The organism is Poseidonibacter lekithochrous (assembly GCF_018861145.1).
GTDB classification, from domain to species: domain Bacteria; phylum Campylobacterota; class Campylobacteria; order Campylobacterales; family Arcobacteraceae; genus Poseidonibacter; species Poseidonibacter lekithochrous_A.
In genome coordinates, this window is the sequence record NZ_JAHKQT010000038.1 from 65,705 (window position 1) to 84,202 (window position 18,498).

Annotated in this window: 21 protein-coding genes; 16 read left to right on the top strand and 5 right to left on the bottom strand. The window is 27.3% G+C overall.

Features of this window, described 5'->3' with window-relative positions:
* Window positions 1-25: 25 nt before the first annotated feature.
* The 6 genes from rpmH to mnmE are packed head-to-tail and all read left to right on the top strand — an operon-like array spanning window position 26 to window position 4,648.
* Window positions 26-160, top strand: coding sequence for a 50S ribosomal protein L34 (gene rpmH, locus KO488_RS13095; protein WP_076087857.1), 135 nt, complete (start codon window positions 26-28; stop codon window positions 158-160).
* Complete coding sequence (gene rnpA / locus KO488_RS15530; protein WP_216059313.1) at window positions 148-483, top strand: ribonuclease P protein component; 336 nt, start codon at window positions 148-150, stop codon at window positions 481-483. The genes rpmH and rnpA overlap by 13 nt, the downstream gene beginning before the upstream one ends.
* Window positions 480-812: a membrane protein insertion efficiency factor YidD gene (gene yidD / locus KO488_RS15470; RefSeq protein WP_216059261.1), complete on the top strand. Its 333-nt coding sequence runs from the start codon at window positions 480-482 to the stop codon at window positions 810-812. Before rnpA ends, yidD begins: the two co-directional genes overlap by 4 nt.
* The gene (yidC, locus tag KO488_RS13110) at window positions 805-2,409 is read left to right on the top strand and encodes a membrane protein insertase YidC (protein ID WP_216059262.1); all 1,605 of its coding nucleotides are present in this window, start codon (window positions 805-807) and stop codon (window positions 2,407-2,409) included. Before yidD ends, yidC begins: the two co-directional genes overlap by 8 nt.
* 12 nt (window positions 2,410-2,421) lie before the next feature.
* Complete coding sequence (locus KO488_RS13115) at window positions 2,422-3,306, top strand: Jag N-terminal domain-containing protein (RefSeq protein WP_216059263.1); 885 nt, start codon at window positions 2,422-2,424, stop codon at window positions 3,304-3,306.
* A 1-nt stretch (window position 3,307) separates the two neighbouring features.
* Window positions 3,308-4,648, top strand: a complete 1,341-nt coding sequence (mnmE, locus tag KO488_RS13120; protein ID WP_216059314.1) for a tRNA uridine-5-carboxymethylaminomethyl(34) synthesis GTPase MnmE — start codon at window positions 3,308-3,310, stop codon at window positions 4,646-4,648.
* A 34-nt stretch (window positions 4,649-4,682) separates the two neighbouring features.
* On the opposite strand, the gene KO488_RS13125 is transcribed toward mnmE, so the two are convergent.
* Window positions 4,683-5,165: a SixA phosphatase family protein gene (locus KO488_RS13125; RefSeq protein WP_216059264.1), complete on the bottom strand. Its 483-nt coding sequence runs from the start codon at window positions 5,163-5,165 to the stop codon at window positions 4,683-4,685.
* A gap of 323 nt (window positions 5,166-5,488) precedes the next feature.
* On the opposite strand from KO488_RS13125, the gene KO488_RS13130 reads away from it, so the two are divergent.
* Together KO488_RS13130 and htpX are read left to right on the top strand one after the other, a co-directional pair.
* Window positions 5,489-6,403, top strand: coding sequence for a 5'-nucleotidase (locus tag KO488_RS13130; RefSeq protein WP_216059265.1), 915 nt, complete (start codon window positions 5,489-5,491; stop codon window positions 6,401-6,403).
* 60 nt (window positions 6,404-6,463) lie between these two features.
* Entirely contained in the window at window positions 6,464-7,309 is an 846-nt protein-coding gene (gene htpX / locus KO488_RS13135) for a zinc metalloprotease HtpX (RefSeq protein ID WP_216059266.1), read from the top strand.
* Between the two features lie 159 nt (window positions 7,310-7,468).
* Here the strand turns inward: htpX and aroC are convergent, their stop codons facing one another.
* The 3 genes from aroC to KO488_RS13150 form a co-directional block, all read right to left on the bottom strand.
* Window positions 7,469-8,545, bottom strand: coding sequence for a chorismate synthase (gene aroC, locus KO488_RS13140; RefSeq protein WP_216059267.1), 1,077 nt, complete (start codon window positions 8,543-8,545; stop codon window positions 7,469-7,471).
* Entirely contained in the window at window positions 8,542-9,222 is a 681-nt protein-coding gene (gene rnc, locus KO488_RS13145; protein WP_216059268.1) for a ribonuclease III, read from the bottom strand. The genes aroC and rnc overlap by 4 nt, the downstream gene beginning before the upstream one ends.
* 77 nt (window positions 9,223-9,299) lie before the next feature.
* Window positions 9,300-10,349, bottom strand: a complete 1,050-nt coding sequence (locus KO488_RS13150; RefSeq protein WP_216059269.1) for a tetratricopeptide repeat protein — start codon at window positions 10,347-10,349, stop codon at window positions 9,300-9,302.
* Between the two features lie 82 nt (window positions 10,350-10,431).
* Between KO488_RS13150 and dnaG the strand changes: the two genes are divergently transcribed.
* The 8 genes from dnaG (at window position 10,432) to KO488_RS13190 (ending at window position 17,596) form a co-directional block, all read left to right on the top strand.
* A complete protein-coding gene (gene dnaG / locus KO488_RS13155; protein ID WP_216059270.1) occupies window positions 10,432-12,069 on the top strand; it encodes a DNA primase in 1,638 nt (545 codons plus the stop codon).
* An 89-nt stretch (window positions 12,070-12,158) separates the two neighbouring features.
* Window positions 12,159-12,542, top strand: a complete 384-nt coding sequence (locus KO488_RS13160) for a Rid family detoxifying hydrolase (RefSeq protein ID WP_216059271.1) — start codon at window positions 12,159-12,161, stop codon at window positions 12,540-12,542.
* Between the two features lie 116 nt (window positions 12,543-12,658).
* Window positions 12,659-12,976 carry a 50S ribosomal protein L21 gene (gene rplU, locus KO488_RS13165; protein WP_216059272.1) on the top strand — a complete coding sequence of 106 codons (318 nt, stop codon included), beginning with the start codon at window positions 12,659-12,661 and terminating at the stop codon, window positions 12,974-12,976.
* Between the two features lie 26 nt (window positions 12,977-13,002).
* Window positions 13,003-13,257 (top strand): 50S ribosomal protein L27, encoded by a 255-nt coding sequence (gene rpmA, locus KO488_RS13170; RefSeq protein ID WP_152187848.1) that lies wholly within the window; start codon window positions 13,003-13,005, stop codon window positions 13,255-13,257.
* 127 nt (window positions 13,258-13,384) lie between these two features.
* Complete coding sequence (gene obgE, locus KO488_RS13175) at window positions 13,385-14,476, top strand: GTPase ObgE (protein ID WP_216059273.1); 1,092 nt, start codon at window positions 13,385-13,387, stop codon at window positions 14,474-14,476.
* A complete protein-coding gene (gene proB / locus KO488_RS13180) occupies window positions 14,473-15,243 on the top strand; it encodes a glutamate 5-kinase (protein WP_216059274.1) in 771 nt (256 codons plus the stop codon). Before obgE ends, proB begins: the two co-directional genes overlap by 4 nt.
* Window positions 15,244-15,259: 16 nt before the next feature.
* Window positions 15,260-16,180, top strand: coding sequence for a methionyl-tRNA formyltransferase (fmt, locus tag KO488_RS13185; RefSeq protein ID WP_216059275.1), 921 nt, complete (start codon window positions 15,260-15,262; stop codon window positions 16,178-16,180).
* A 42-nt stretch (window positions 16,181-16,222) separates the two neighbouring features.
* A complete protein-coding gene (locus KO488_RS13190) occupies window positions 16,223-17,596 on the top strand; it encodes a GAF domain-containing sensor histidine kinase (protein WP_216059276.1) in 1,374 nt (457 codons plus the stop codon).
* A 1-nt stretch (window position 17,597) separates the two neighbouring features.
* On the opposite strand, the gene KO488_RS13195 is transcribed toward KO488_RS13190, so the two are convergent.
* On the bottom strand, window positions 17,598-18,491 hold the full coding sequence (locus tag KO488_RS13195; protein WP_216059277.1) for an AEC family transporter: 894 nt from the start codon (window positions 18,489-18,491) through the stop codon (window positions 17,598-17,600).
* Window positions 18,492-18,498: the final 7 nt, after the last annotated feature.

Here is an 18,498-nt window from a genome sequence, read left to right on the forward strand (position 1 = left end):
TAGTGAATACAGAGGAATAACAATCATGAAAAGAACATACCAACCGCATAACACTCCAAGAAAGAGAACGCATGGTTTCAGAATCAGAATGGCTACTAAAAACGGTAGAAAAGTTATTAAAGCTAGAAGAGCTAAAGGTAGAAAAAGATTAGCTGTTTAAATAAGCGACATCGACTTAATAGTTCTAAAGATTTTAACAAACTATATAAAAGCGATAAAAGATGGCATACGTCATCTTTTATCGCTTTTTTTGGTTCTAACGACACATTAAAAGCTGGATTTGTAACTTCCAAAAAAGTTGGAAATGCAGTTTTAAGAAATAAAGCTAGACGCAGAATGAGAGCTTTATTTGCTACTTACGAAAATCAAATAAAATCAGGTAAATATATTTTTGTTGTTAAAAATAACATACATGATAAAAGCTTTTTGCAGCTAAAAAAAGATTTTGATTTTGCACTTAAACGACTTGAATTATTGCAATGAAAACAATTTTTAAATACTTAGTTAGGTTTTATCAAAGGTATTTAAGTGTTTTTTCATACGGATCGTGTAGATATTATCCAACATGTTCGCAATATGCCCTATGGCAACTAGATAATAATACATTTTTTAAGGCGATTTACTTTACAATATCACGCGTATTAAAATGTAACCAACTTTTCGCTGGAGGTATTGACTATCCAGTTATAAAGTTAAAAAAACTACAAAATCAAAATTTTGAAAAAATCAAAATCAAATATTGGTATATTCCAATAGAAAAAAATAAATATTTTGTAGTTAAAAACCGGGAATGGAAACAGGAGAATGAATAGTATGAATAAAGATAATGGTATGCAAAAACGAATGTTGATAATGACAGTAGTTGTTTTTGTATTTTTCATAGCTTATGAGTTTTTAGTATTAAAACCACAGCAAGAAGCAAAAGCTGCTCAAGTTAAACAAGAGCAAACTACACAACAAAAAGCAACACCTGAAGTTAATATGGTAGCAACAGATGCCTCTGGTAATCCAATAGATATGTCAAAATCTGTTGAAGCCTTATCATCAAAAGCAGTTGCCTCATCAGAAATCATTTCTGTTATTACAACAGCTAAAAATATTATTGAAATTGATAGTCTTGGTAGAATCGCTCAAGTTACTTTACTTGAAGCTAAGTACAAAGATGAAGATGGAAATAAAATAAAACTTTTTGAAGCTAATCAATTAAGACCTTTAGAAGTTAGATTTGAAGATAGAAATATAAATGAAAAAGCATTTAAAGTTTCAGCTACTTCAAGTGCGGCTACATTAAACGCAAGTTCTTCAAAACAAGAATTAGTAATTACACAAAATTTAGATGAGACAGTTTTAACTAAGAAGTTTACAATTTATCCTGATGGACATTATGATTTAAATACTTCAACTACAAATAATAAAAATTTCTTTATTACAAACGGATTTAGACCAAATGTTTTAGCTGATATGTATGCAGTTCATGGGCAAATGGCTCAATTAGCAGATGGTACATTAAATACTATTGAAGATGGTGATTTAGATAAAATTGAGAACTTAAATGGAATTAGATTTATTTCAAATTTTGATAGATATTATGCAACTGTTGTTTACAATTTTGAAAAAACTTTAGCAATTTCATTAATGCCAGATGCAGATTCAAATTCGCAAGCATTTATTCATGGAAAAGATAATATTACATTCTCAGGATACGCAGGACCTAAAAACTTTAAAGATTTAGCTGCTTTAAATAAAGAATTAACTCATGTTATTGATTATGGTTGGTTTACATTTATTGCAAAACCAATGTTCTTACTTTTACAATTCTTACAAAGTTATATTGGAAACTGGGGTTGGACTATTGTTGCTTTAACTATCTTAATTAAATTAGTACTTTATCCTTTATCATACAAAGGTATGGTATCTATGCAGAAGTTAAAAGATTTAGCGCCAAAAATGAAAGATATCCAAGCTAAATATAAAGATGATAAACAAAAACAATCTATGCATATGATGGAATTATATAAAAAACATGGTGCTAACCCAATGGGTGGATGTTTGCCATTAGTTTTACAAATTCCTGTATTCTTTGCAATTTATCGAGTTCTTTTAAATTCAATTGAATTAAAAGGTGCTGAGTGGATTTGGTGGGTACATGATTTAGCTGAAATGGATCCATATTTTGTTTTACCTATTTTAATGGGTGCATCAATGTTCTTACAACAAAAAATTACACCAAATACAATGCAAGATGAAATGCAAAAGAAAATATTCCAAATGTTACCGGTTATTTTCACGTTCTTCTTCTTATGGTTCCCTGCAGGACTTACATTATATTGGTTCGTGAATAACGTATTTACAATTTCTCAACAGTATTATATTAATAAAATATTTGAAAGAAAAAGAGCTGAAAAATAATAGGAAGTTACAATGAAAAAATTTGAAGCTAAATGTTTAGAAGAAGTTTATGAAATAGCAGCAGCTGACTTTGAGTGTTCAATCACAGAGTTAGATATTAATGTAATCCAACAGCCAAGTAAAGGATTCCTTGGCTTTGGAAAAAAAACTGCAATAATTGAAGCATGTTTTAAAGATAATTGTAAAAAATACGAAAAAACATCTGAAACTCAAACATTTAGAAAAAAAGATATACAAATTGATGATGTTTCTAAAAGAATCAATGATTCAAATAAAAGTGATGAATTAGCAAAGAAAAGAACTGAAGCTAAAGAAGAACCTATCCTAAATGAAGTACCAAAAGACAATTCTAAAGATAAAATTTTTGATAATTTTTACAATGAAGATAAATCTCAATCTGAGATTTCAACTCTTGTTGTAAAAAAAGATAAAGAATATATTATAGAAGAAGTAAGTGCTTCTATAAATTTATTATTTAAAGATACTTGTTATGAAATTGATAATATAAAAATAGATTTCTATGATGAAGAAACATTATATGTAGAATTTACAGGTGAAGATTGTGCTTTATTAATTGGAAAAGAAGGTTATAGATATAAAGCTTTATCTTATATCTTATTTAATTGGATTAATGAAAAATATGGATTAATGTTAAGATTAGAAGTTGCAGAATTTTTAAAGAATCAAGAAGCTTCTATTTATGCATATTTAGAACCAGTTATTGAGGTAATAAAAGAAAAAGGTACTTTTAAAACTAAACCTTTAGATGGTATTTTAGTTCATATTGCTCTTAAAAAATTAAGAGAAGAGTTCCCAAATAAATATGTTGCTGTAAAAACAAATGTTAGAGGCGACAAATATGTACTTGTAAATGAGTACAAAAGTAAAGAACAATAAATTGTTTGATGATAGTACAATTGTAGCCATTGCAACTGCAAATGGTATAGGTTCAATTTCTATAGTTAGATTATCAGGAGCATCATCTCTTGATATTGCCTCTAAAATCACAAAAAAACCACAATTTCAACCTAGACTTGCAACCTTAACTTCTTTATATAGTATTGAAGATGAAATGATTGATGAAGCTTTAATAATTTACTTTAAAGCACCATTTTCTTTTACAGGGGAAGATGTAGTAGAGTTTCAATGTCATGGTGGTGTTGCTATTGCTAATATGATTGTAAATGAAGCTTTAAAAAGAGGTGCTCGATTAGCAAACCCTGGTGAGTTTTCTAAAAGAGCATTTTTAAATAATAAGATTGATTTATCAAAAGCTGAAGCAATTTCAAAAATTATTGAAGCTAGAAGTGAAGATGCTGTTAAATTATTAGCAAGACAATTAAAAGGTGAATTAACTTCTTTTGTAAATGATATTAGAGAAGATTTACTATTTATGTTAGCTTATACAGAAGTTTCAATTGATTATGCAGAGGATGATTTACCATCTGATATTTTTGAACAAATAAAAACTAAGATGGATAAGATAATTGTTAAATTATCTAATACTTTAGATGCTAGTAAAAGACGAGAAGGGATGATTGAAGGCTTTAAAGTAGCAATTATTGGAAAACCAAATGTTGGGAAGTCGTCATTACTTAATAAGCTTTTAAATTATGATAGAGCAATTATCTCAGATATTGCAGGAACTACTAGAGATACAATTGAAGAATCAGTTAAAATTGGAACTCATATAATCAAAATAGTAGACACAGCAGGTATTAGAAATGCTTCTGATGTAATCGAGCAAATTGGTATTGAAAAATCGATAGAAGCTATTTCTGAAGCTGATATTGTTATTGCATTATTTGATAACAGTAAAGTTTGTGATAACGAAGATGAAAAGATACTTGAACTTTTAAATGAAAATAAAAGTAAAGAAATTATAAAAGTAATTAATAAATCTGATTTAGAAAGTAAGTTTGATACCCCACTAAAAAATGAATTTACTCAATTATCAACAAAAGAAGATATTAATCCACTTATTAAAAATATAGAAATAATTTTAGATTCAAATACGCATAGTGATGAAATGACATTAATTTCTAAAAGACAAGTAATTTCAGTAGAAGAAACGCTCTTTCATATAAGACAATCTATTCAGCCTTTGGATAGTGGAGAATTAGAGTTTTTTGCGCATCATATAACTGAAGCTGTAGAAAATATTTCAAATATTACAAGACCTTATGATAATGATCAAATGTTAGATGTTATGTTTGGAGAGTTTTGTTTAGGTAAGTAAAAAAGTATAAATAAAAGTAAATTATGCATTACTTTTATTTATCAGGTAAAATATATGAAACTAATTTTGCATTTTCTTTTCCTATATCAATCCATGAATTACAGTCAAATTCTATTTCCATAACTCCCCCAACTTCAAATTTCTCTTTAAAGTCTATTAATGTAATTGCTAAAGCGGTTAAAGAAGGATTATGACCAATTAAAATCATAGTATCAACTGTATCAAATGTATAAGAGATTGTTTCTATAAGTTCATTAACAAAAGCTAAATATAAAACTTCATTATACATAATTGACTTATCATAGTTCAATATATCTGCAAATACTTCTGCTGTTTGTCTTGTTCTTACTGCTGGACTTGAAACAATTAAATCTGTTTTAATAGATTTGCTACTAAGTTTTTGAGCAATTTGTTTTGCTTCATCTAAACCTTCTTGACTTAATTCTCTATCATAATCATCTTGCCCTGATTTCACTTGCGCTTTATGTGTGTGTCTTACAATGTACAGTTTTTTCATATTAGTTCTCTTTATACTTAATACTAATCATTTTAAAGAAATAATCCTTTTTATATAATAAAAGCTATTGGCTATTGTAAATAATCAATAGTAGTGTGTAATATTTACAAGTTTTTATTAAAATAGTTAATAATTATTTTATTATTTACAAATAATAGTTTTGTATTTGTTTAAATCGAGTATTTGTAAAATAAATAATTAAAATATGCTTTAATAAAAGAATTAAGATTATTTTAAAATTTATTATAATAATTTTTTCTTTAAAAAAAATATAGTTTATAGTTTAATATTTGTATAATAAAAAAAATTTAAGGTTATTAAACGTGGGATATGATTTAAATAAAAAACTAGTTATTGCAATTTCTTCTAGAGCACTATTTAATTTAGAAGAAGAGAATAAAATATTTGAAGAAAAAGGTTTAGATGATTACTATAAATATCAAATTGAAAATGAAGACATTCAAATTGCACAAGGAACTGGTTTCAGACTTGTAAATAATTTATTAAAGATTAATGAAGATTTTCCAGAAGATAAACAAGTTGAAGTAATTATTATGTCAAGAAATAATTCAGCAACTTCATTACGAATTACAAAGTCAATTCAGAAATATAATTTGGATATTCAACGTTCAGCTTGGACTGGTGGAAATGATATCGCAAAATATTTAAAACCCTTTAAAGTTGATTTATTTTTATCTGCAAATGAAGAAGATGTTCAAAATGCAATAAATGAAGGAATTGCATCTGCTAGAATTTTACCTTATGAAAATATAAATAATGAATTTTCAAATCAAGTAAAAATTGCCTTTGATGGTGATGCTGTTTTATTTTCTGAAGAATCGGAAGTTATTTATAAAACTCAAGGATTAGAAGCATTTTTAGAACATGAAAAAAAGAATGTTTCTAATGCAATGAAAGATGGACCCTTTGCACAATTACTAAGAGTAATTTCAAACATCCAAGCTAAATATCCACAAGAGCAAACTCCAATTAGAACAGCACTTATAACAGCTAGGAACTCACCTGCTCATGAAAGAGTTATAAGAACTTTGTCTGATTGGAATGTACGACTAGATGAAGCTTTTTTCCTAGGTGGTGTGGATAAATATGAAGTTGTAAAAGCATTTGGTGCTGATATTTTCTTTGATGATCAAGATGTTCATTTAGAAACAACATCAAAACAAACTCCAAGTGCTAAAGTATTATATAAAGAAGAATCAATTTTAAATAGAATTTAGTTTAATATTTATTAACTTTTCTTTATTACAATTGTAAATATATAAATAAAAAGGAATATTATGGAACAAGCAAAAACTGTATTTTTATTAACTTCACTAACTGTATTATTTGTTTTTATTGGTTTCTCATTTGGAGGAACTACAGGAATGCTAATAGCATTTTTATTAGCAGGTGGAATGAACTTTTATGCATATTATTATTCAGATACTCAAGTTTTAAAACATTATAATGCTACTCCACTTGAAGATAAGAGACATCCTGTTTATCAAATTACTCAAAAATTAGTTAAAAAAGCAGGGCTACCAATGCCTAAAGTTTATTTAATTCCAGATCATACGCCAAATGCATTTGCAACGGGAAGAAACCATGAAAATGCAGTAGTTGCTGTTACTATGGGTTTATATGAAATGTTAAATGAAAAAGAGCTAGAAGGTGTTATTGCTCATGAATTATCACATGTAAAACATTATGATATTTTAGTTGGAACAATTGCAGCTGTATTTGCAGGAGCAATTGCCATGATTGCAAATATGATGCAGTTTGGAGCAATGTTTGGAGGTAATAGACAAAATTCAAATCCTATTATGATGATTTTAATGGCAATACTTTTGCCTCTAGCTGCTTCAATTATACAAATGACTGTTAGTCGAAGTAGAGAATATATGGCTGATGAAGGAGCTGCTAGAATGACAGGAGATGCTAGTGGTTTACAAAGTGCATTGTCAAAGTTGGAAAACTATGCAAGAGGTGGACATCAAATACATAATGCTACAGAACAAACTGCACATATGTTTATCATTAATCCTTTCTCCGGATTAAAATCCACTTTTGGAGGATTGTTTAGAACACATCCTACAACTGAAGATAGAATTGCAAGATTAGAAGAATTGAAAAGAGAATTGTAATGGAAATGAATACTATTGAAATTGTTATATCGTCAGTTTTTGTAATATCAGTACTTGCATTTTTGTATTTTAATGTTATTGGACCATTTTTAGATAAGAAGTATAAGAAAAAGTAGAATAAAAAAGCAATTCTAATAGAAGAATTGCTTTAAGTTAAATTTATTTAGAATAAACTTTTTTTACATTTTCAATTTTAGAAGACATATTTAAAAGTGCCATATCAGCTAATACTAAAGCCATCATAGACTCAGCAACAACAGAACCACGAACAGCAACACAAGGATCATGTCTACCTTTTAACTCACAATCTACTTCATTATTATTAATATCAACAGTTTCTTGTTTTATAAAAATTGATGGAGTTGATTTAAAATATACTTTGATATTTATATCATCTCCATTTGAAATTCCACCTAGAATTCCACCACTATGATTTGTTTTAAAGCCATTTTTTCTTATTTGGTCATTATTATCATAACCTCTTACTTTTGAGGATAGTGTTCCATCACCAATTTCAACAGCTTTAACCGCATTTATGCTCATCATTGCATTTGCAATTTGTGAATCAAGTTTAAAATAAAGTGGTTCACCCAAACCAATTGGTGCATTCTTAACATTTATTAAAGCTACTCCACCAACACTATTATGTGAATTTTTTGCACTTAAAATTGCATCTTTTTGAGCTTGTTCTACATTTAAGTCTAAAGAGAATATTTCAGATTCACTTACTTTTGAAAAATCATAATTTACTGCTTTAACTCCATCAATTTCACAAATCCCACTTTGAACTTCAACTCCAATTTCTTGAAGCATTAACTTAGCAATTGCACCTGCAGCAACACGTGCTGCTGTTTCTCTAGCACTTGATCTTCCTCCACCTCTGTAGTCTCTTGTTCCATATTTATTAAAGTATGTAAAATCTGCATGACCTGGTCTAAATAAATCTTTAACATTTGTATAATCTTTAGATTTTTGATTTTCATTAAAGATTATCATTGAAATAGATGTTCCAGTTGTAATTCCTTCAAACACACCTGAAAGTATTTCTACTTTATCACCTTCTTTTCTAGCAGTCGCATATTTGTTTTTACCTGGTTTTCTTCTATCCATTTCGTTTTGAATAAATTCTTCATCGATTTTTATTCCAGCTGGAACTCCATCTACGATACAACCAAGTGCTTTTCCGTGACTTTCTCCAAAAGTTGTGAATCTAAATCTATGCCCAAATGTATTCATTTTTCATTACCTTTTAAAATATCAATAGCAATTTTTGCAACTGCTTGTTGTGCAAGTTTTTTACTTTTACCTTTTGCTTTTCCATAAGTTTCATCATCAATCCAAATAGAAACTTCAAACTCTTTCTTATGGTCAGGACCAAAAGAAGCTTCAATTCTATATTCAGGAATGGAACCAAATCTAGCTTGAGTTATTTCTTGTAAAGCTGTTTTGTAATCTGAGAATAAAACATCTAGATTAATTTTATCGTATGATTCATCTAATAATTCAAGAATAATTGGTTTTAAAGCTTCTAATCCAGATTCTAAATAAACTGCACCCATAATTGCTTCAAAAGCATCTGAAAGAATAGAAGCTTTTGTTCTTCCTTTATTTCTCTCTTCCGCACTTGAGATAAAAATATATTCACCTAATTTAATATGATTTGCAAGTCTTGTAAATCCAGTTTCATTTACTAAAGAAGCTCTTATTTTAGATAGTTCTCCTTCATTTGATTTTGGAAATTTTAAAAATAAAAACTCTCCAACAATCAAGTTTAAGACAGCATCTCCTAGAAATTCTAATCTTTCATTATTATATGGTTTTTTATAACTTTTGTGTGTAAGTGCTTCGATTATCAGATTTTTATCTTTAAACTGATAACCCAAACACTTTTCTAATTTCGAATAATCGCTCATTGTCCTACTTTCCTTAAATTTTTTATTGTTTTTTTAATAATAAAGTGAAGATTATATCACATCTTTCATTTATTTTATTATTGTAATGATTGTATTGCTTGGTCTAAAGATTTACTTAATGTATGATTTACATTAAATGTCAAAATATTATGACAATGAGGGCATCTATTATCATAAATTGGATGAGTATGTTTACATGAACTACAAATAAACTCAAAATCTAATGTTGCAGTTACTTCTTTTGAATATTTATGAAGTAATATTAAAATATTAAAAATGAAATCTTGACTATGATCTATTGTATCTAAATAACCTTTTGCATTATATAATTCAACTAAAAATTCATTATTTGAAACTTTTTTAAAATCAATATCATCAATATTTAGATACCACATCAAATCAATAAAAGATTTTGCATCAAACTCTTCAACGTGATTCCAAAAATATTCTTTGTTAAATTGCAATAAAAATTGTACAAATAGTCTTTGAATATTTTTATCTTTTTTATATATTTTATGTAAAAGTTCTATTCTTTTATCATATGAATATAAAGGGTCGTTTAATATAATAAGTGCATCTAAATATGTTTGATCTTTTGTAACATTTTTATTAAGTTCTTCTAAGCAAGTTGTAATTTCTTTTGCTTTTTTGTAATCTTTTAATTTTTCATAAATTAGAAGTAAATATGTTAATGTTTCTTTATTTCTTGGAGAAAATTTTAATATTCGTAAAAATACATCTTTTGATCTTTGTAAAAAACCACCTTTAAAATAAGTAGTTCCAAGTAGTTGTAAAAGTTCTTCTTTTTTAACTCTATCATTTACATGTTCAAGTAGTGTTAAATAAACGTTTATAGCTTTATTGTAATCACCTTTATGTAAAAATGTAGAAGCTAATAATAGTATTGAATCAAAGGGTAAGTTGTATGTCTTATATAAGTGAACATAATCGTCTTCTTTAAGTTTCCCTAATTCAAATCTACGAGATAACTTTCTATAATCTTTTCTAGCAATTCTTTCTCTGTAAATTCCATAAGAGTATGCAAGAAATGAAATTATAAATACAAGTGCAACTAGTATTATTACACCGAACAATGGGTCTCTATATTCTAAAACTATATTATCCACTTTATGCCTTATTTATATCTTTGAATAGATAAGCACTTTATCATAAAAGTACATATAAAAAAATAAAGTGCTATAATCGCAAATGATTAAAAAAGAGTCCATTGAAAATTTGAAAAACAACCTTGATATTGTTGATGTAATTTCGCAGTTTATTGAAGTAAAGAAATCAGGTGCAAACTTTAAAGCATGTTGTCCATTTCATGGAGAGACAACTCCTTCATTTGTAGTAAGTCCTGCAAAACAAATATATCACTGCTTTGGGTGTGGAGTAGGTGGTGATTCTATTAAATTTGTAATGGAATATGAAAAACTATCTTATCCTGAAGCCATTGAAAAATTAGCTTCGATGAATAATGTAAATTTAGAATATGATAATGTAAATACGAAACAACAAGATATAAGAATATTAGAAGATGTAAATAAATTTTATCAAAAGCTATTTGTAAATAATAATACTGCTAAAAAATATATAAATTCAAGAGGAATCTCAGAATTCTCAATTGAAAAATTTGAAATAGGTTATGCTCCCACGTCAGGTGACACTATTAATTTTTTAAAGTCCAATCATTATAATTTAACCGATGCAATTGATTTGGGTGTAATTGATACGGGAACAAATGGTTTATATTCAAGGTTTATTGAAAGAATTACTTTTCCTATTTATGGAATAAATGGGAAAATGGTTGGTTTTGGTGGACGAACAATTACAGGACATAATGCGAAGTATGTAAACTCACCACAAACAAAAGTCTTTAATAAATCACGTTTACTTTATGGATATCATTTAGCAAAAGAACACATTTATAAAAAGAACCAATTAATTGTATGTGAAGGTTACTTAGATGTAATTATGCTTCATCAAGCTGGTTTTAACACAGCAGTAGCAACACTAGGAACTGCACTTACTAAAGACCACTTACCACTAGTAAGAAGAGGCGAACCTAAAATAATTTTAGCATATGATGGAGATAAAGCAGGACTTACAGCTGCTTTTAAAGCTTCCGTTATGTTAAGTCAAGGTGAATTTGAAGGTGGAGTTGTAATTTTTGGTGAAGGCGTGGATCCTGCTGATATGGTAAAAGAAGGTAAAATAGAAGAGTTAAATCAAATCTTTTCAAGTCCACAAGCTTTTATCCCTTATAGTATTGATTATATTATTGATAAATATGAAATTAATAACCCATCACAAAAACAAAAAGCTTTAACTGAAGCAAATGATTACTTAAAATCATTAAGTCCTCTTAATCAAGATGAGTATAAAAGATATATCGCACAAAAATTAAATATTAGAGAAAATAGAGTAAGTGTAAATAATGATGTAAGTCATAGACCTATTGATTCTAACTTAACAAAAATAGATATAGCAGAACTATGTATAATAAAATCTATTTTAGAAAAACCATCAAGATTAGATTCTGTTTTGGATATAGTAGATGCTTCAATGTTTGAAGCACATAAAAATGAGTTTGATTTAGTATTAAATGATATTAGTAATATTTCATTAAATTCAATTACATTAAATGAAAAGTTAGAAAATTATGATGATGAAAGATTAAATCAAGAACTACTTACACTTTTATATAAATTCTATTCAAATAAATTAACAGCTATCTCTTATGATAAAAGTTATGATTTTAGAGAAAAAGCAAATTTAATACGAAAAATCAAAGATAATATTTATCAGTTAAAACAGGGTAAACTAGTTAGTTATAATTTATAATTTATAACTAATATATAGAATTAATTTCTATTCTAGATTCTTTTTTGTAGAATACTAAAAAAGTTATCTAAAATATAAGAGGAAAAGATATGAAATTAGTACAAAGTGATAATTTACCAGCAGCAATAGGCCCATATTCTCCTGCAGTTAAAAATAATGGGTTAGTTTATACATCAGCACAAGTTCCAATAACACTTGATGGTACAATGGTTGAACGAGATATTAAAGTTCAAACTAGACAAGTATTATCAAACTTAAGAACATTATTAGAAGACGCAGATAGTGGAATGGAACAAGTTATAAAAGTATCAGTATATTTAGAAAATATTGATGATTTTGGAATTGTAAATGTATTATTTGCAGAGGCTTTTGGAGAACATAAGCCAGCAAGAAGTACAATTTCAACAAATGGATTACCACAAAATTCACTTATAATGATTGACTGTGTTGCACTTGCTGCAGATTATAGATAAAAGATAATTGTCTTAAAGAAAGTTTAAACTAACTTTAGATACTATTCACGTTCAAAATAAAGTTAGCATTAATAAAATGAAGTTAACACAAGAGAAGTTAATTTAGAGGAATAAAAATGTACGCAATTATCAAATGTGGTGGAAAACAGTATAAAGTTTCTGAAGGTGATATCTTAGACATTGATTATACTGGTAAAGCTGCAAAAGAAACATTAGAAATTACTGATGTATTAGCTGTAAACAACGGTGAATTAGTTACAGGTGATGCTGTATCAAATGCTAAAGTTGAAGCAGAAGTAGTATTAGATGGTACAGGTGTAAATAGAGATAAAAAAGTTATTATTTACAAAAAAAGAAGAAGAAAAGATTCTAAGTTAAAAAGAGGTTTTAGAAAAAGCTTCACTAAAATTAGAATTACTAAAATCGCTGCGTAAGCACAATCAAGTTAAGGAGATAAACTATGGCACATAAGAAAGGTCAAGGAAGTACACAGAATAATAGAGATTCAGCTGGAAAAAGACTTGGTGTGAAAAAATATGGTGGTGAAGTTGTAAGATCTGGTAATATTATTATTAGACAAAGAGGTACTAAAGTTCATGTTGGACAAAATGTTGGTATCGGAAAAGATCATACAATTTATGCTTTAATTGACGGTGTTGTTAAATTCGAAGTTAAAGATAAAAAAAGAAAGAAAGTTTCAGTTTACGCTTCGTAATTCTGAATTTTTTTGAGTTTTTAAGTAGGGTGTTAGCATATGCTGGCACCCTTTTTTTTTATACAAAATGGAAAATAAAAAGTTAATATAGTGTTGATTTTTTATTTTTCACAAAAGTGAGGTTAAAATGTTTATAGATAATGCTAGATTTAATGTTTCATCAGGAAAAGGTGGACAAGGTTGTGCCTCTTTTAGAAGAGAGAAGTTTGTTGTAAAAGGTGGACCAGATGGTGGTGATGGTGGAAAAGGTGGAGATGTTTACTTTGTTGTAGATTCTAACACTGATACATTATCAAACTATAAGGGTAGAAAAGTATTTAAAGCTGAGCCTGGAAAACAAGGAATGGGTTCTAGAATGACTGGAAAGTCTGCTGAACCTTTAGTATTAGTTGTTCCACCTGGAACTCAAGTTATAGATGATGATACAGGTGATATTCTATTTGATTTAGTAACAGAAGGTGAAAAGGTAAAGATTTTAGAAGGTGGAAAAGGTGGACTAGGAAATGTTCACTTTAAAAATTCTAGGAATCAAAGACCAACATATTTTCAACCAGGACTTCCAGGTCTTAGTAAAAATATTAGATTAGAACTTAAGTTAATTGCAGATGTTGGATTAGTTGGATATCCAAATGTTGGTAAATCAACATTGATTTCAACTACATCAAATGCAAATCCAGAAATTGCAAATTATGAATTTACTACTTTAACTCCTAAATTAGGTGTTGTTGAAGTTGGTGATTATAACTCATTTGTAATGGCAGATATTCCAGGAATTATTGATGGAGCTGCAGATGGTAGAGGTTTAGGTTTAGAATTTTTAAAGCATATTGAAAGAACAAAAACTCTTTTATTTATGATTGATGTGGCAAATCATAGAACAATGATTGATCAATATAATGTTTTAAAAGAAGAAGTTGCAAAATTCTCAACTGAATTATCAGGAAGAAATTATGCAATTGCATTAAGTAAAATTGATGGATATTATGGTGAAGATTTAGAATCAGATATTAAACAATTTATTATTGATATTGGTTTAGAATGTTCTAGTTCTAATGAGTTTGGTTTTGATAAAGAATACCCATATTATGTACAAGATTTAACTTATTCTAGATTTGACAATAGTAAACCATTTTTTGTATTACCAATTTCATCAGTTACAAGAAAAAATACAAAATCAATTACTTTTGCACTTTATAATTTATTAGATCAAAATAAATGAAACGTTTAGTTATAAAAGTTGGTAGCGCTGTATTAAGAGAAGATACAACATTAGCTATTAATAGATTAAATAATTTGGTCGATTTTATAGCTAAGTTAAAAGAAGAAAAAAATCTTCAAGTAATTTTAGTATCTTCAGGTGCGGTTGCAGCTGGAAATACTGTATTAAATCTAGATAGAAAAGAAATTCTAAATAGACAAGCATTAGCTGCTATTGGTCAACCATTACTTATGAAGTATTATAAAAAAAGATTTGCTCAACATGATATGAAATGTGCTCAAATGCTTTTAGTTGCTGAAGATTTTGATTCAAGAAAGAGATCTGAAAATGCACGAGCTGTAATGGAAATATTATTACAAAACAATATTGTACCTATTATAAATGAGAATGATGTTATTGCAAATGAAGAACTTTTATTTGGGGATAATGATCAGTTAGGAGCGCATGCTGCTTACTTTTTTAATGCAGATATGTTAGCAATATTAAGTGATATTGATGGTTTTTATGATTCAAACCCTCATGAAAATCCTGATGCAAAAATATTAAAAATTGTTAATTCTATTGATGAAGAAGAGTTACAAATGAAGCATACTCCAAACTCAGAGTTTGCAACAGGTGGAATTGTTACAAAATTAAAAGCTGCAAACTTCTTAATAAAAAGAAATAAAAAGATGTACTTAACATCAGGTTTTGATTTAAAAAATGCCTATGATTATTTACTTTATGATAATCATAATAGTGGAACAATTTTTCAAAAAGAAAAATAAATTTTAAGGAAGATTAATGAGTAAAAGAATACTTTTTATGGGAACACCAGATTATGCGACTAGGATATTTAAAGAGTTAAATAAAAGTTCTTATGATGTAATTGGTCTTTTTACTCAACCTGATAAACCTGTTGGAAGAAAACAAATTTTAACAGCTCCTCATATTAAACAGTTTTGTATAGATGAAAACATAGCTACTCCTATTTTTCAACCAGAAAAATTAAGAGGAAATACTCAAGCTGTTGAAGAAATAAAAAATTTAAAACCAGATTTTATAATTGTAGCAGCATATGGTCAAATATTACCAAAGGAAATTTTAGATATTGCTCCTTGTATAAATCTTCATGCTTCTCTTTTACCAAAATATAGAGGTGCAAGTCCAATTCAAGAATCACTTTTAAATGATGATTATTTTACAGGTGTAACTTCTATGTTTATGGAAGAGGGTTTAGATTCAGGAGATATTTTAGGTTTACAATATTTAAAAATTACTCCTAACATGGAAGTTGATGTAGCTTTTGATAAACTATCTGATATTGCAGCAACTTTAACTATTACAACATTGGATAATTTTAATAATATTAAACCACTAAAACAAAATGAAGCGGAAGTTAGTTTTTGTAAAAAGATTAAAAAAGAAGATGGCTTAGTGGACTTTTCTTCTGCAAAAAAACTTTTTTTGAAATACAAAGCATATTCATACTGGCCTGGGATTTTTTTAGCATCAAGTTTAAAGCTAAAAGATGTGGAATTTATTGAGAATGAATCAGAAAATAATGAAGGTACTATTTTAGCAATTGAAAATGATTGTGTATTAATTGGCTGTAAAAAAGGTAGTTTAAAAATAAAAACTATTCAAGCTCCTTCAAAAAAAGCTATAAGTTCTGTTGATTATTTAAGAGGACAAAGATTAGAAAAAGGTGATACTTTAAAATAATTTCTGCTACTATGAATAAAATAATTAATTAAGTAGAGGATTATGGATACAGAGGATTTAAAACATATCTATGATGTTAGTTTATTTAATATAAGTGATTTAGATGTTTTACTTCATGAAATATTAAAATATACTAGAGAATTATTAAAAGCTGAAGCTGGAACTATATATATAAAACAGCAAGAATTTTTAAAGTTTCATGTTTTTCAAAATGATGCTTTATCATATGAAAATATTTATAAATTCTATCATTCTTCAAATGAATACAAATTACCACTTGATAAAAAAGATAAGTATTTAGCTGTTGATTCTTTTTTAACAAAGAAAATCATCATGATTGATGATATATATTCTGCATCAGAGTATGATTTCTTAGGTGCAAAAGAGTTTGATAAAAAATTTAATTATAAAACACACTCAACTATCTCTGTTCCCTTAGTTCATCCAATTACAAAGAAAGTATTAGGTGTTGTTCAATTACTTAATAAAAAAGAAAATGATAAATATTCAGTCTTTACTAAAAAAGATAAAGATGTTATCTCAATGATTAGCTCTTTTATCTCTCTTTCTATCTCAAAAGCACAAGATGATGTTTTAAAATTACAGGAATTAAATAATCAGCTTATAAAAGCAAATGAAGATCTAGAAATAAAGATTGAAGATAAAATTAAAGAAGATCAAAATAAATCTGCTATCATCTTTCACCAATCAAAAATGGCATCAATGGGCGAAATGATTGGTAATATTGCTCATCAATGGAGACAGCCTTTAAGTACTATTTCTACACTTGCAAGTGGTGTATGCATTAATTTAGAAATTCAAAGTGGTAGTAAAGAGAATAATATATCACAATTAAGGCAGATTGTTAAAACAACACAAGAACTATCTAAAACAATTGATGATTTTCGAGATTTTTATAATGTTAATACAATGGATGAAAATTTTAATGTTTCGCAAGCTATAAAGAAAAGTTTAGAAATTGCAGAAACAGATATGAGTATTAATGATATTAATATCATATTAAATTTAGATAATAGTTTATATACATATGGACTTAAAAATGAATTTACACAATGTATTTTAAACTTATTAACCAATGCAAAAAATGCATTATTATTAAATATTCCAATGGGTGAAACTAGATATATATTTATTGATCTAGAAGAAAAAAATAAGATAATATCTTTAAAAATAAAAGATAATGCAAAAGGTATAGATTCCTCTTTAAAAGAAAATATTTTCGAACAAAGATCTAAAAATAAAGATAATCATGAAGATACTGGAATAAGACTATTTTTAACAAAACTTATTATAGAAAAACATATGAAAGGCACTATTAGTGTTGAAAATTCTGATTATTCATACAAAGATAAGAATTATACAGGAGCAGTTTTTACAATTAACCTAGCAGAATAAATCATGCTAAGTAAGTTGTGTAAGCTGTAATTGTAAGTAAACTTAAAAGAACTCCTAAAACTAATGAGTTAATAGCAACTTTTTCATCTAATCCACCTTTTATTGCTAAAACTGTAGCCATAGTCATAGGAGGCATTGCTACTTCAATAATTGTAACTTTTACCCAAGTTTGATCAATTCCATAAAATACTTGAAAACCAATTAACACAATTATTGGAACTATCACCATTTTTAATATCATAGCCATAGAGACTATATGAAACTTTACAAAAATGTGTTTAAGTTCTAATTTCATTCCTATTGCAATCATAGCAATAGGAACAAGAGTAGCTCCTAATGTTTGACTTGTTAGCATTATAAAATTTGGGATTTCAAAGTTTTTTGCAATTACTGTAATAAAAAACATTAAACTAGGTGGAAATAATAAAACACTTTTAAATATAGATTTTGTATCATTTTTTCTTCCACTTCCCCAAGTTATAATAAACATTCCAACAGAAACTAAAAGTAAAAAAGAACCAAATAAATCATAAATCAAACCGTAAACAATATAGTCTTGACCATAAAAAGCATCTATATATGAAAATCCAATAAAAGAAGTATTTCCAAAAGTAGACATAATCATAAATGTAGCAAGAAGCAATTTGTTTAACTTCATCATTTTTCCAATAAAGTATGCAAGAGTTAAGTTAAATAAAATAAAGCCTATAAACATAAGAATAAGACCAAGTATTTTTTCATCTAAAACTAAAGGATATATTTTTGAAAATACAATTGCAGGAAGTGAAAAATATATGATAAACTCTATTAGTTGTTTTGAGTTGTCATGATAAACAATCTTAAATAAATATCCTACAAGTAGATACATGGCTATTGGTAAAACTGGATCTAACATATTAACC

Bases quoted from the DNA above. Each gene is read 5' to 3' on its own strand.
- rpmH (WP_076087857.1), top strand. From the start codon at position 26: ATGAAAAGAACATACCAACCGCATAACACTCCAAGAAAGAGAACGCAT.
- yidD (WP_216059261.1), top strand. From the start codon at position 480: ATGAAAACAATTTTTAAATACTTAGTTAGGTTTTATCAAAGGTATTTA.
- yidC (WP_216059262.1), top strand. From the start codon at position 805: ATGAATAGTATGAATAAAGATAATGGTATGCAAAAACGAATGTTGATA.
- KO488_RS13115 (WP_216059263.1), top strand. From the start codon at position 2,422: ATGAAAAAATTTGAAGCTAAATGTTTAGAAGAAGTTTATGAAATAGCA.
- KO488_RS13125 (WP_216059264.1), bottom strand. From the start codon at position 5,165: ATGAAAAAACTGTACATTGTAAGACACACACATAAAGCGCAAGTGAAA.
- htpX (WP_216059266.1), top strand. From the start codon at position 6,464: ATGGAACAAGCAAAAACTGTATTTTTATTAACTTCACTAACTGTATTA.
- aroC (WP_216059267.1), bottom strand. From the start codon at position 8,545: ATGAATACATTTGGGCATAGATTTAGATTCACAACTTTTGGAGAAAGT.
- rnc (WP_216059268.1), bottom strand. From the start codon at position 9,222: ATGAGCGATTATTCGAAATTAGAAAAGTGTTTGGGTTATCAGTTTAAA.
- dnaG (WP_216059270.1), top strand. From the start codon at position 10,432: ATGATTAAAAAAGAGTCCATTGAAAATTTGAAAAACAACCTTGATATT.
- KO488_RS13160 (WP_216059271.1), top strand. From the start codon at position 12,159: ATGAAATTAGTACAAAGTGATAATTTACCAGCAGCAATAGGCCCATAT.
- rplU (WP_216059272.1), top strand. From the start codon at position 12,659: ATGTACGCAATTATCAAATGTGGTGGAAAACAGTATAAAGTTTCTGAA.
- rpmA (WP_152187848.1), top strand. From the start codon at position 13,003: ATGGCACATAAGAAAGGTCAAGGAAGTACACAGAATAATAGAGATTCA.
- obgE (WP_216059273.1), top strand. From the start codon at position 13,385: ATGTTTATAGATAATGCTAGATTTAATGTTTCATCAGGAAAAGGTGGA.
- proB (WP_216059274.1), top strand. From the start codon at position 14,473: ATGAAACGTTTAGTTATAAAAGTTGGTAGCGCTGTATTAAGAGAAGAT.
- fmt (WP_216059275.1), top strand. From the start codon at position 15,260: ATGAGTAAAAGAATACTTTTTATGGGAACACCAGATTATGCGACTAGG.
- KO488_RS13190 (WP_216059276.1), top strand. From the start codon at position 16,223: ATGGATACAGAGGATTTAAAACATATCTATGATGTTAGTTTATTTAAT.
- KO488_RS13195 (WP_216059277.1), bottom strand. From the start codon at position 18,491: ATGTTAGATCCAGTTTTACCAATAGCCATGTATCTACTTGTAGGATAT.